The organism is Bartonella sp. AP4SXKL (genome assembly GCF_042195845.1).
In the GTDB taxonomy this organism is placed as follows: domain Bacteria; phylum Pseudomonadota; class Alphaproteobacteria; order Rhizobiales; family Rhizobiaceae; genus Bartonella.
Map to the genome: position 1 here is coordinate 81,030 of NZ_JBHIPA010000005.1, position 12,536 is coordinate 93,565.

Consider the following 12,536-nt stretch of genomic DNA (forward strand, 5'->3'; position numbering starts at 1 on the left):
ATAAAAATACTAGAAAGCTTATATTTATTGAGATTCACTTGATGAGGAGGCGTGAGAGGGCCCTTGTGGCAGCGCTTGTAATTTGGAATAGATTTTATGAACAAAGATGCATATAAAAATCTCACAGCTGTTGAAGCAGAACGTGAATTAGAGTGGTTGGCAAAAGAGATTGCACGTCATGATGTGCTTTATAATCGTGATGATCAGCCTGAAATTTCTGATGCAGAATATGATGCTTTACGTCGTCGTAATGCAGAAATTGAAGCTCTTTTTCCAGAGCTTATACGTATTGATTCTCCTTCACATAAAATTGGAGCACCAATTTCTGAAAAATTTGAAAAATCTGTTCATGCACAGCCTATGCTTTCACTTGATAATGCGTTTAGCTCTGAAGATGTTACTGAATTTGTTGAGCGTATTCGTCGTTTTTTACGGCTTCCAGAAACACAAGTGTTGGAAATAACAGCGGAGCCAAAAATTGATGGTTTATCTTTGTCTTTGCGCTACGAAAAGGGGCAGCTTGTGCGTGCGGCAACGCGTGGGGATGGAACTGTCGGTGAAAATGTGACGGCAAATGCCCGAACAATTGCTGATATTCCACAAGTTTTGCAAGGTGATTTTCCTGATATCATTGAGGTGCGTGGTGAAGTTTATATGGGGCGGGAAGATTTCCAAGCACTAAATATCAGCCAACAAGAGAAGGGCAAGTTAACCTTTGCCAATCCTCGAAATGCGGCGGCTGGTTCTCTCCGTCAGCTTGATTCACGGATAACTGCTAGCAGAAAACTTCAATTTTTTGCTTATGCTTGTGGTGAGGTGAGTGAAATATTGGCAGAAAGTCAAATGGAGATGATGAAAAAGCTAAAAGAGTATGGCTTTGTTATCAATCCATTAACAAAAGTTTTTAAGACAGTAGAAGATATTATTTGCTATTATCACGATATCGAAGAATGCCGTCATTCTTTAAGCTATGATATTGATGGCATTGTTTATAAGGTTAATGATTTGATGCTCCAAAAGCGCTTGGGGTTTGTTTCTCGTTCGCCGCGTTGGGCTATCGCCCATAAATTTCCAGCAGAAAAAGCGATAGCGCTTTTGGAAGATATTGACATTCAAGTTGGTCGCACGGGAGCTTTGACACCTGTTGCACGTCTTACGCCTATTACTGTTGGTGGAGTGGTGGTGACCAATGCTAGTTTGCATAATGAGGATTATATTAAGGGAATTGGTCATAAAGGAGAGCCCATTCGTGAAGGACGTGATATCCGTGTAGGTGATAGCGTGATTGTACAACGTGCTGGTGATGTGATCCCTCAAGTTATTGATGTTATCATTGAAAAACGCCCGAAAGATGCTGCTGTTTTTATTTTTCCTCATTTGTGTCCAGCTTGTGGGAGTCATGCTGTTCGTGAAGTGGGAGAAGCCGTGCGTCGCTGTACAGGGGGGCTTATTTGTCCTGCACAAGCAATTGAACGTATTCGTCATTTTGTTTCACGCAATGCTTTTGATATTGAAGGCTTGGGTAAAAAACAGGTAGAGTTTTTTTTCTATGCTCAAGATGAGGCGCTTTGTATTCATACACCAGCCGATATTTTTACTTTACAACGGCGCCAAGAAAAGTCTTTGATACGTTTGGAAAATATGGAAGGTTTTGGTATTGTTTCAGTTCGGAAACTGTATGATGCTATTAATGCGCGCCGAGAAATTCCTTTGAGCCGTTTTTTGTTTGCATTGGGGATTCGTCATGTTGGCGAAGTGAATGCACGCCGCCTTGCACGTGCTTATAAAAATTATACAGCTTTTGAAACTGCGGCTATGGAAGCATTTATGCCATGTGATAAGGAAAATGAAGAAGGAAATGAGGCTTGGATGGAACTTACCAATATTGAAGGAATTGGACCACAGGTAGGGGGCGCAATTGTTGATTTTTATAGAGAAGCGCATAACCGTGAGATTTTATCTGTTTTGCTTGAAGAAGTAACTCCTCTTGATGAGGAGCCTATCATAGCAGATTCTTCACCAATAGCGGAGAAGATCATTGTTTTTACAGGAACTTTGGCGCATATGTCACGCGATGAAGCAAAAGCATTGGCAGAGCGATTAGGGGCTAAAACATCTGGTTCACTTTCTAAAAAAACAGATCTTCTTGTTGCAGGACCTGGAGCGGGCTCCAAATTGGCTAAAGCTGAAGAATTAGGTGTTGAGGTTATCGATGAAGAGGCTTGGCTACAGCTGATTGAGAAACATAATGTTTAGAGGATGTTTTCTAGAAGATGCGTATGCTGTTTGTGTGGTTATCTCTCTTACATTTGGGGGAGCTGGAATCAAAAAGGAGATAAAGGGGCTATTTTTTGTAAACATAGAATGCCAATATATTTTGATATTTATTAAGTTATTAAAAATGATTAACGCTGAGCTTAAATATTAAACTTAAACTATTATGATGAAGAATATGCAAGGTTATTATTAGTAAAAGATATAAATTATTACTGTGAAGAAAGGTAAAATTTTTGAACAAATATGTAGAGTTTAATCCAAAATGCCGTAATAAACCGATTATAATGACGTAATAGAAATGTAACGCGGAAGATTACAAAATATAATAAAACATTCCGCTATAAATGAATAAGGGATATAAATGCGAGTTGTTTATTATGTTGAATTTATAAAAGATTACTGGTACCTATACTTATCAGGCATTATTAGATGGTACACTTGTCCAATTTCATTACAAAATTTCGGATATTCGCTAATGCGTCTAGCAGCATAATTTTTTTCCTGACTTCCTTCATCTCTCTCAAATTTCTCAGCATAGGAAATTTCGTTTATTAGAGCTAGTATTTGGATTGAGAATATTTCAGAATTAAATACCATTCGTGCGTATCTAAACATTGGATCTGTCGAGTTCATGACTAAATTTTTTGCCCAAATGAAATCGTTTTCTTTCCAATTATATTGAGAATGTAGCTTATGTATGTAGGTAGGTAGGTAGGGATAATGCTGGAAATTTTTTATTGTACTCTCCCTGTAATAAGTCCACAAGGCATGCACACCAAACAACTTTCGCATGGATAAGATTTATATTTTCAGGAATTAGTACTATCATCCCAGGGCTTAGAACATGATATACACCATAACTCTTATTATCCAGATATTTTTTTGCAATTTCTAGGCGCTCTTCGTATATATTATCAGGATATTGTGTCTTTACGTACTCTTCGTATAATTTATCGTACTGATTTTGAGTAATGACTTGATTTTCAGAAAATAAAGCAATAGGAACTCGCTTAAATTTAGTAATTTCCTTCAATACAGAAGGCCCAATATAGTATCCAAATAATAATATTACGGAATAAAATAAAATTATACGCATTAAGATAGTCACTTTATTTCTAAAATACTGGATAAGGAAAGGATATAGATTACTAAGATCTGTGCTTAAGATTTTGTTAACTAACAAGCTATAAGACACACGTTTTATTGTGTATTTTTCAGAGCATTTGTAAAACTCTGTAGAGAGTTTGAATCTTCTTTATTTACGTGACTGTTTTTGTGTTATCTAGTTTTTATATCCTCTGTTATTGTCGTTAATTTTTAGCTGAATAACACATTCAGGTAAAAACACATGCCTCCATATATGTTGTTTTTATACTGTGCAGTTGGAAACTATCTATATTGTGGATAACGTTTTTTCAACAGTAAGTAATAGTCTAGAAAATAATATTGTATTGTTAACTATGCAAATAAATAAAAAATCTTAACGCTGATGTTATCATCATGCTCCTTCTTTTAATTCTAAATACTTAATTTTATTTCATGGCAGATTCTATTTCATTGTAGCAATATGTATTATAATGAATTACAGCTATTGTAAATGATTCAAGAATTAAAATAATATAAATTATCATTGTGAAGCAAACAAAAAGGTAAAATTTATTCGAATAAATATGCAGAATTTTTGAATCCAAACAGCGTAATAAGCTGGTTATAATAGGTGTTTTAGAAATACGATGCGGAGGGTTACAAAATATAACGAAAGTTTCCATATAAAGAAACTAGGGATATGAGAGTGTCTAGATGGAGATCGCCAAGATAAGTATTACCGCGTATAGGTGTATCTCATCTTGCTTCACCGAGGTTAGCGTTTACCGTACCAGCAAAAAACTTGAAGTATCTTGTAGAAATATTTTTTGTGTTTGCTGATGGTAAATTCGCACTTCTCTCTTTAAAAGAGAAGGGTGTAGTGTTTTGTAGAAAGGGTAAAAGTTATAGGTTGCTTCATTTAAAGGGGCATTGTTGCTTCTTTTGCCCATTTTTTATCTTCTTCATTTAAGTAAGGTGCATTCATCTGATAAACGCGCGCATGGTAATCATTGAGCCATTGTCGTTCTTCTTGTGTCAAAAGCTCTGGAAGGATTAACCGTCGATCAATGGGGCAATGTGTAAGTGTTTCGAACGAGAGCATTTCTATATCTCCACCATCAATTTTTTGTGCTGGCTTCACAATCATCAAATTTTCAAGACGGATACCAAAAGCGCCTTCGCGGTAATAGCCTGGCTCGTTTGAAAGAATCATACCGGAGATGAGTTCTTGGCACCCTTTACGAGAAATATTTTGCGGTCCTTCATGGACAGAAAGATAAGATCCAACACCATGACCGGTGCCATGGGCATAATCAAAACCAGCTTTCCACAATGCAATGCGTGCAAGAGCATCAAGGTCTTGTCCACGGGTTCTTTTGGGAAAGCAAGCAGTTGAAAGAGTAATCATGCCCTTGAGAACAAGAGTGAAACAGCGTTTTTCTTCTTCTCCAATATTCCCAATTGCTACTGTACGTGTGACATCAGTCGTGCCATCACGATATTGTCCACCTGAATCAACGAGGTAAAGTTCACCGGCTTTGAGTTGTTTATTTGTTTGCGTTGTTACACGATAATGAATAATGGCACCATTTTCTCCTGTTGCGGAGATTGTATCAAAAGAAAGATCTTCAAGTTTTTCTCCCATTTCTTTTGCTGTATTTATGCGAAATTCTTCTAATTTTTGAGCAGCAGAAATTTCACTTATTGACCCTGGTATTTGTTTATCTAACCAAGAAAAAAAACGGGTTAGGGCAACACCATCGCGTAGATGCGCTTTGCGTGCGCCATTGAGTTCTGTGTCATTTTTAATGGCACGTGGTAGAGCAGCAGGATCGGTAAGTGTGATAAAAGAGCTATTTTTTTCTTCAATAACAGTTCGTAATTTTTCGCATGTTAGCTGTGGATCTAAGGCAAACACTGTCCCTTTTTGAACATACTCTTTGATCTTGGGAATAAGCTGTTCTGGTTCATATAATTTTGCATAACGTTCCAGATATTGTTTCTGTTCTACACCAAGTTTTTTGTTGTCAATGAATAAGGCTGGTGTTTCGTTAAGTGGAATGAGAGCAAAACAAAGGGAAAAAGGCGTGTTGGAAACATCATTGCCCCGTATATTGAATGTCCATGCAATGGAAGAGGGGTCTGTAAAAATAAAAGCATTTGCATGAGTTTGCTGTATATCTTTGTAAATCAAAGCGAGTTTTTCATCTGTATCGCACCCAGCATATTTGAGAGGGTGAATTGATAAGGCAGATTGCGGTAACTTTGGTTGATTATGCCAGAGCAAATCAATGGGATTATGTTGAACTTCTACAAGTTTTCCACCTGCTTTCATTTCTAATGCGTTTCTCAATGCATCGGTGGCAGCAATCGTGTGGAGCCATGGATCAAAGCCAATAGAAAGTTTTTGACCATTTTTTTCAAGCCATTGTGAGGGAGGACAAGTTATGAGATCTTCATAATTAAAAATATCAGGATCAGTTTGTTGGCGAACTTGGAGCTTATATCGCCCATCTGTAAATATGATGGCTTTGTTTTTTAAAATCAGTGCAATCCCAGCTGATCCAGTAAAGCCGGTTAACCAGCTAAGGCGTTGAGCATGAGGGGGGACATATTCTCCTTGATGCTCATCGCACCGCGGAACAAGAAAACCATCGAGTCCAAGGTGATCGAGTTCTTTACGAAGGCAAGAAATACGTTCTGCTGCATAAGCAGGATTTGTGGTCGCCTCAAAAGACTGATACATAACGACGTCCTTTTCTTTTCTTTTCTTTTATTTCAGATGTATCGTAACCCATCCTTGCCGGTGGTATGTTTCGATATGCTTCATTCCTTGTTTTATATAAGTCTCTAAAACATGGGCATGTTGTTCTTCAAGAATTCCAGAGAGTATAAGTGATCCCCCTTTTTGAAGTGCTTTTACCACTTCTTGCGCAAGTTCAATAAGCGGATTAGCAAGGATATTGGCAACGATGAGATCAAAAGGGGCTCGTGATGCAATTGCATCATGGGCAAAACCTGTTGCTGTGATAGCTGTAACATATTCCTTGACACCATTGAATTCGATATTGTGTTGTGCAACTTGAACAGCAATTGGGTCAATATCGGATGCAAGCACAGTAATTGGTTTGAGCATTGCTATGCCAATGGCTAGTACACCGCTCCCAGTACCAAGATCAAGGGCATTTTTGGGATTTTCGTGTTTCATGACTTTGGCAATCATTTCTAAACAACCGGCTGTTGTTCCATGATGTCCGGTGCCAAAAGCTTGATTAGCTTCAATTTCAATAGGGAGAACATTTGCTGGAATGGCGTTTCGGTTGTGACTTCCATGAAGGAAAAAAGGACCGGCTTGCACAGGTTTTAGTCCTTCTAGGCTTTTTTGTACCCAATCAATGTTGGGTAAAACTTCCATATTAATTTTATCAAAATCTATAGAGAGAACGCTTGCAAAATGTTTTAATGCGTTCTCTTGATTGTCTTGATCGACATATAGAGAAAGCTCATATACAGCATTTTGTTCATCTATCTCTGTAAGAGCAAGAGGATAACCTTCTTCGTCAAAGGCTGTTTCTATAAGGGTATAGAACCGTTCTGCTTCATTTTTAGAAGCAGTATAATAGAGGCGAATTTGTTGCGACATGCTGTTCTTTCTTTTGATCGGCTTTTTTTTAGTTTAAGATGAGTTTTTTTAACCGTTCAATGGCGATTTCATCTTTTAATTCGCTATCGCTTTCTTTCGTGTCATAACGAATAACGCCAGCTAATTTTCCACCTTTTTTGAGTAAAAAAATTGCTGCTGTATGGTTATATGTATAGTTTCCATCTGTTTCAGGGACTTTTTCAGCAACGATGTTGAAAGAATTGACCATTTTATGAACTTTATCAGGATCTCCACTAATGCCAACAATTTTATTGTTAAAATTACTGAGATAATCATGGAGTACTTTTGGTGTGTCACGTTCAGGATCAACAGTCACAAACCATATACCTAATTTATCAGCTTCAGGCCCAAGGGCTGTAAGCCATCGATCAAGATTCATCAGTGTGGTAGGGCAGCTTTCAGGACACATAGTGAAGCCGAAAAAAATTATTGAAGGCTTGCTTCGAACATCAGCCTCAGTAATATTTTTTCCATTAGAATCAGTGAGCGTAAAGTTATCACCTAAAGGCTTATTTGTCAGCGTATCATAAATAAAAACACCTGCAAGAAATATGATTGTCAGCCCCAAGATGCGTATTACATTTTTCATAGTTTGACTCTCTTAGATAGATCGAGAAATTGTAACATCGGCAGGTTTGTTTTGCAATGTTTGTTTCATGGTTGATTTTATTGGCTTGATTGGTATGTCTTTCCATATCTATTGATAAAACATTGGTGAAAGATGTATGAATATTGAGAAAGATCTTCGATTTCATGAAAGTGAACCTCGTATCCATACGACAGCGCGGCTGCATGGTTGTAAATTAGGGCGCTATGTGGAAATTAATGAGCGGGTGATTTTACGGGATGTAACCGTTGGAGATTTTTCTTATTTAGAGCGTAATAGTGAGGCTATTTATAGCGATATTGGGCGTTTTTGTTCTATTGCATCTCATGTACGGATGAATGCGTTGGAGCATCCTATGGAGCGCGTTTCAACGCATAAAATAACCTATCGTCCAAACGAATATTTTCGTTATATGGCATTAGATAGTGGTTTTCGTGAAAGGCGTTGTGCAAAACGTGTTATTATTGGGCATGATGTGTGGATTGGACATGGTGCGGTTATTATGCCTGGGGTGACAATTGGTCATGGCGCTATCATTGGCGCGAACGCTGTTATAACGAAAGATGTTATGCCTTATACGATTGTCGTTGGGGTGCCTGCTAAGCGATTGCGGATGCGTTTTCCCAATCATGTGATAGAATGCCTTTTAAATATGGCTTGGTGGGATTGGCCACTTGATAAAATTCACGACGCATTGCCTGATATGCAAAATCTGCCCATTGAAGCCTTTGTTCGTAAATGGAAATGATAGTCAGAATAAAACAAAGTGGTTTCTTGAAAAAACTGATCGTGGTTTACTTGTAATTAAGCTTTGTTTACAAAATTGTCTAGTACACGCTTTTCTCCGGCTTTTTCGAACATTATTGTCAATTTATGATCGTCTATTGCTGTAATATAACCATAGCCAAATTTTATGTGAAAAATCCGATCATTGACAGAAAAATCTGATGGTGCATGAGAGATTGATTGAGAGATAACTTTCCCTTCAATATTCTTGTTTTTTTGTGCACGCTTTTGTCTTGCTGTTGCATAGTCAGTATAAAAGGAATCGTGATGTTGAAAGGAAGATTTTCCATAACCACCATAGGATGTTTCCATTTCTACAACTTCTATATGTTCTGCTGGTAATTCATCTAGAAAACGGGAGGGAAGAGCAGGTTGCCAAAGTCCATGAATTCTTCGATTCGATACAAACCATATATGCAAATGTTTTTTTGCTCTTGTTAGACCTACGTAAGCAAGACGCCGTTCTTCTTCTAATCCTGAACGTCCACCTTCATCTAATGAGCGCTGGTGGGGAAAGAGTCCTTCTTCCCAACCTGGAAGAAAAACTGTTTCAAATTCAAGTCCTTTGGCTGAATGAAGTGTCATGATGTTGACTGCATCCATATTTTCATTATTTTCCGTTTCCATAACGAGTGCAACATGTTCCAAAAAACTTTGAAGATTTTCAAATTGTTCCATGGAACGAATCATTTCTTTAAGATTTTCTAGTCTTGTAGGAGCCTCTGGTGAGCGATCTTCTAACCACATGGTTGTATAACCAGAATCATCAAGGACGATCTCGGCAAGTTCTCTATGAGGAGTGTCTTGAAGCATATTTTGCCAGCGGCGGAAGTTTTCAATGAGGCTTCGTAACGCACTGCGTGCCTTAGGCTTTAATTCATCTGTTTCAATGATGTCTGCGGCAGCAGAAAAGAGAGGAACAGCACGTGCACGTGCACTCTCATAAAGAATGCGCAGGGTTGCATCTCCTATGCCGCGTTTGGGTGTATTAATAACACGCTCAAAAGCTAAATCATCAGTAGGTTGGACAACAACGCGTAAATAAGCCATGGCATCACGTATTTCCATTCGCTCATAAAAACGAGGACCACCAATGACGCGATAATTAAGGCCAAGTGTTACAAAGCGATCTTCAAATTCACGCATTTGAAATGATGCGCGTACCAATATAGCCATATGATTTAATGCATGACCGGTTTGTTGTGCGCGTTCGATTTCTTCTCCGATTGCTCGTGCTTCTTCTGCCGAATCCCATGCTGAATGAATTTTTACCTTTTCTTCCTCACTCTTTATTTGAGCAGAAAAAAGGACTTTTCCCAGTCTTTCTTCATTATGAGCAATGAGATGGGAGGCGGTTTTAAGAATATGAGATGTTGAGCGATAATTGCGTTCTAGACGAATAATTTTAGCAGAAGGAAAATCTTTTTCAAAACGTAATATGTTTTCGACTTTTGCACCACGCCATCCATAAATGGATTGATCATCATCGCCAACACAACAAAGATTAACATGTTGACCTTGAGGATGTTGGGCCAAAAGCCGAAGCCAAAGATATTGTGCTGTATTTGTATCTTGATATTCATCGACAAGAATATAACGAAATTGAGAATGATATTCGCGAAGAATATCTGGATTATGTTGGAAGATAGAGATAGAATGAAGTAGAAGGTCACCAAAATCACAAGCATTAAGATCTTTTAATCGATTTTGATAACTGTGATAAAGTTCACGTCCCATGCCGTTACCAAAGGAATGAGCATCACTTTTTGAGATATGTGTTGGTGAAAGTCCTTGATTTTTCCAAGAATCAATCATCATGGCAAGGTTTCGTGCGGGCCAACGCTTATCGTCTAATCCTTCAGCTTGAATAAGTTGTTTTAAAAGTCGAAGAACATCATCGCTATCAAGAATTGTAAAGTTTCTTTTTAAATCAACAAGCTCTGCGTGACGGCGTAAAATTTTAGCTCCAGTGGAATGAAAGGTTCCAAGCCAAGGCATACCTTCAACAACTTCTCCAATAAGTTCACCAATACGTATTTTCATTTCACGTGCTGCTTTGTTGGTGAAAGTGACAGCAAGTATTTGCTGAGGAGAAGCAAGTCCAGAGCGTAAAATGTGAGAAATACGGGTTGTTAAAACGCGCGTTTTTCCTGTACCAGCACCTGCAAGAACTAAAAGAGGTCCCTCAGTATTCATAACAGCTTGTTGCTGTTCTGGATTGAGTTGTTCTAAATAGTCTGTGTTATATGATTTTTGTTCTTTTAGAGTATGGGAGAAAAAACCAGAGCTCTTCTTATCATGGTCTGGAGGGGAATCTTCTTCAAAGAAAGGTATGGTATGATCAGAAAAATTACTCATTATCTCTCTTTTGTAGTCTTTTTTTTATTGAAGTTCTAGATTAAAAAAAACTTCTCTTAAAAAGTCACAACAGTTTCAGTTGAACAGACAGAAAGAGAACGTAAAAAATAAGCACAAACATTAAAGGCGTTGGGTGAGAACGCTTTGAAGGGCATAAACGCGTAACGAAGCCGAAAGATTTACTTGTTGTGGTCTTTTGCTATCAATATCGGTAATAATAAAGGCTAAAGATTGTCCTTTTTTGCGGGCTATATCTTTTAGAATATCTAAAAATGGTGGTTCTAAAGAGACGCTTGTTGCGTGTCCATCAACGCGAACAGATATCTTTCGTGGAATGACTTTTGACCAATCGATAGAATTATTTTCGTGCATTTTTCCACCTTTATTCGTCGTTTCGCAAACGATTTTGATCAAGAAATTTTTGCATTTTTAAAGATTTTTGCTGCTCAAAATTTTTTTCAGTTTTTGTTCGTCCAAAACGATAACGATTTTGCTCAGCACAAAGAGATTTTTCTGTACGTTTTTTTTGTTTTCGAAATTGGCGAAGATTAATCAATTCAGTCATGAGAAAAATTATTTTTTCCGAAAGGAATCTAAAGAGACAACATCAGCACTTTGATTTTGTTTTGCATCGTTATTTGAAGGTTCTTTATTTGTACTGAGATTTTGTTCTTTTGTAAGCGTATTTTCTTTTTTTTGTTTGTTTGATAAGGTAATAGGCGTAGTTGAGGTATTTTCTGAATTTTCACTTTCTCCAGAGGTCAGATTTGAGGGCAGATCAAATGCTGCTTCAAATGCTGCTACAGGATCATAAAAGACCTGAATGGAAGTAAAAGGAATCACGAGCTTTTCGGTTATTTCCCTGAAAGAGAGGGTTACTTCGAAAGCTGTTTCTGAAACACTGAGATCTCTAAATTGATGTTGTAAGACGATTGTCATTTGCTCGGGATAGCGATTTTTTAGCCGAGGAGAAATTTTAACGCCTGGGGCATTTGTCAAAAAAGTTATAAAAAAATGATGATTTCCCGGAAGACCTGCTTTGGCAACTTCCGATAAAACTTTACGGATAACTCCACGAAGCGCATCCTGAACGAGAATATCGTAACGGATTTGATCTTTAACCATCGAAGTTTATTCCTTTTATTTCACGTAGCAGAATGGGGCGTATTGATATTGTGTGACAGAATATATTTTAAATTAGCAGATTTTTTCTACGATGCACCTCAATAAATCGAATAAATACGAAACTCTATGGTAAATAATGTCTGATAATGTCTGAAAGATCAATCAACAACATTTAAAAAAGTGAAGGCTTCTGTTGCCAGGTGCCTCCGAACCCCGCTTAAACCTGCGACGGTTTAAGACTTAAATTGAAACATTCACACCACCTTAAGCGGCGAGACGTGCTTCCGCATAGTTGTCATTTGCAACTACTCATTTAGCCCGATAACGGTGGTACAATGCCGAGTAAAAGAGCGATCTTTACACCCTTGTCGATCCTATTTCGCCCCCACCAAAATATAATTTTGGTTTCTTATATTTTGGTGGAGGCGCCGGGTACCGCCCCCGGGTCCAATAGGTTTATTTCACCGTCCATTTATTACCATAGCTGGTAAACCAGCCCTCTAAATATAGATGAAGAACAGTCTTAGGAAAAGGGGGGGGTTGTTAATATTTTTAATCCTCTAATTATTTATGGAGCTATATGATGCGGCTGTAAAGTATAGTCCGCTCATTTTTGGAGAGGAGATGATGCAA

At 37.9% G+C, this 12,536-nt stretch carries 10 protein-coding genes and 1 other RNA gene; 2 read left to right on the top strand and 9 right to left on the bottom strand.

What is annotated here, in order from left to right:
• The first annotated feature begins 96 nt into the window (after positions 1 to 96).
• Positions 97 to 2,256: an NAD-dependent DNA ligase LigA gene (gene ligA / locus ACFIMI_RS04005; protein WP_375638330.1), complete on the top strand. Its 2,160-nt coding sequence runs from the start codon at positions 97 to 99 to the stop codon at positions 2,254 to 2,256.
• Between the two features lie 712 nt (positions 2,257 to 2,968).
• On the opposite strand, the gene ACFIMI_RS04010 is transcribed toward ligA, so the two are convergent.
• From ACFIMI_RS04010 to ACFIMI_RS04025, 4 genes are all read right to left on the bottom strand, one after another.
• Positions 2,969 to 3,373, bottom strand: a complete 405-nt coding sequence (locus tag ACFIMI_RS04010) for a hypothetical protein (protein WP_375638329.1) — start codon at positions 3,371 to 3,373, stop codon at positions 2,969 to 2,971.
• Positions 3,374 to 4,282: 909 nt separating this feature from the next.
• Positions 4,283 to 6,109 (bottom strand): aminopeptidase P family protein, encoded by a 1,827-nt coding sequence (locus tag ACFIMI_RS04015; protein WP_375632339.1) that lies wholly within the window; start codon positions 6,107 to 6,109, stop codon positions 4,283 to 4,285.
• Between the two features lie 27 nt (positions 6,110 to 6,136).
• Positions 6,137 to 7,006: a 50S ribosomal protein L11 methyltransferase gene (locus ACFIMI_RS04020; protein ID WP_375692267.1), complete on the bottom strand. Its 870-nt coding sequence runs from the start codon at positions 7,004 to 7,006 to the stop codon at positions 6,137 to 6,139.
• 28 nt (positions 7,007 to 7,034) lie between these two features.
• The gene (locus tag ACFIMI_RS04025; protein WP_375628847.1) at positions 7,035 to 7,616 is read right to left on the bottom strand and encodes an SCO family protein; all 582 of its coding nucleotides are present in this window, start codon (positions 7,614 to 7,616) and stop codon (positions 7,035 to 7,037) included.
• 136 nt (positions 7,617 to 7,752) lie between these two features.
• Here ACFIMI_RS04025 and ACFIMI_RS04030 point away from each other — a divergent pair, with 136 nt between their 5' ends.
• Positions 7,753 to 8,382 (top strand): DapH/DapD/GlmU-related protein, encoded by a 630-nt coding sequence (locus tag ACFIMI_RS04030; protein WP_375612008.1) that lies wholly within the window; start codon positions 7,753 to 7,755, stop codon positions 8,380 to 8,382.
• A gap of 56 nt (positions 8,383 to 8,438) precedes the next feature.
• On the opposite strand, the gene ACFIMI_RS04035 is transcribed toward ACFIMI_RS04030, so the two are convergent.
• The 5 genes from ACFIMI_RS04035 to ssrA form a co-directional block, all read right to left on the bottom strand.
• Entirely contained in the window at positions 8,439 to 10,778 is a 2,340-nt protein-coding gene (locus tag ACFIMI_RS04035) for an ATP-dependent helicase (RefSeq protein WP_375692268.1), read from the bottom strand.
• Positions 10,779 to 10,898: 120 nt separating this feature from the next.
• Positions 10,899 to 11,150, bottom strand: coding sequence for a ribbon-helix-helix domain-containing protein (locus tag ACFIMI_RS04040; protein WP_273788067.1), 252 nt, complete (start codon positions 11,148 to 11,150; stop codon positions 10,899 to 10,901).
• Positions 11,151 to 11,160: 10 nt separating this feature from the next.
• Positions 11,161 to 11,343 (bottom strand): DUF4169 family protein, encoded by a 183-nt coding sequence (locus ACFIMI_RS04045; RefSeq protein WP_375612011.1) that lies wholly within the window; start codon positions 11,341 to 11,343, stop codon positions 11,161 to 11,163.
• Positions 11,344 to 11,351: 8 nt separating this feature from the next.
• Positions 11,352 to 11,903 carry an SspB family protein gene (locus ACFIMI_RS04050; RefSeq protein WP_375612012.1) on the bottom strand — a complete coding sequence of 184 codons (552 nt, stop codon included), beginning with the start codon at positions 11,901 to 11,903 and terminating at the stop codon, positions 11,352 to 11,354.
• A gap of 179 nt (positions 11,904 to 12,082) precedes the next feature.
• Positions 12,083 to 12,439, bottom strand: a transfer-messenger RNA (tmRNA) gene (ssrA, locus tag ACFIMI_RS04055).
• Positions 12,440 to 12,536 lie beyond the last annotated feature (97 nt).

What these genes read in the sequence shown, in the direction of transcription:
- ligA (WP_375638330.1), top strand. Translation starts at nt 97, where the DNA reads ATGAACAAAGATGCATATAAAAATCTCACAGCTGTTGAAGCAGAACGT.
- ACFIMI_RS04010 (WP_375638329.1), bottom strand. Translation starts at nt 3,373, where the DNA reads ATGCGTATAATTTTATTTTATTCCGTAATATTATTATTTGGATACTAT.
- ACFIMI_RS04015 (WP_375632339.1), bottom strand. Translation starts at nt 6,109, where the DNA reads ATGTATCAGTCTTTTGAGGCGACCACAAATCCTGCTTATGCAGCAGAA.
- ACFIMI_RS04020 (WP_375692267.1), bottom strand. Translation starts at nt 7,006, where the DNA reads ATGTCGCAACAAATTCGCCTCTATTATACTGCTTCTAAAAATGAAGCA.
- ACFIMI_RS04025 (WP_375628847.1), bottom strand. Translation starts at nt 7,616, where the DNA reads ATGAAAAATGTAATACGCATCTTGGGGCTGACAATCATATTTCTTGCA.
- ACFIMI_RS04030 (WP_375612008.1), top strand. Translation starts at nt 7,753, where the DNA reads ATGAATATTGAGAAAGATCTTCGATTTCATGAAAGTGAACCTCGTATC.
- ACFIMI_RS04035 (WP_375692268.1), bottom strand. Translation starts at nt 10,778, where the DNA reads ATGAGTAATTTTTCTGATCATACCATACCTTTCTTTGAAGAAGATTCC.
- ACFIMI_RS04040 (WP_273788067.1), bottom strand. Translation starts at nt 11,150, where the DNA reads ATGCACGAAAATAATTCTATCGATTGGTCAAAAGTCATTCCACGAAAG.
- ACFIMI_RS04045 (WP_375612011.1), bottom strand. Translation starts at nt 11,343, where the DNA reads ATGACTGAATTGATTAATCTTCGCCAATTTCGAAAACAAAAAAAACGT.
- ACFIMI_RS04050 (WP_375612012.1), bottom strand. Translation starts at nt 11,903, where the DNA reads ATGGTTAAAGATCAAATCCGTTACGATATTCTCGTTCAGGATGCGCTT.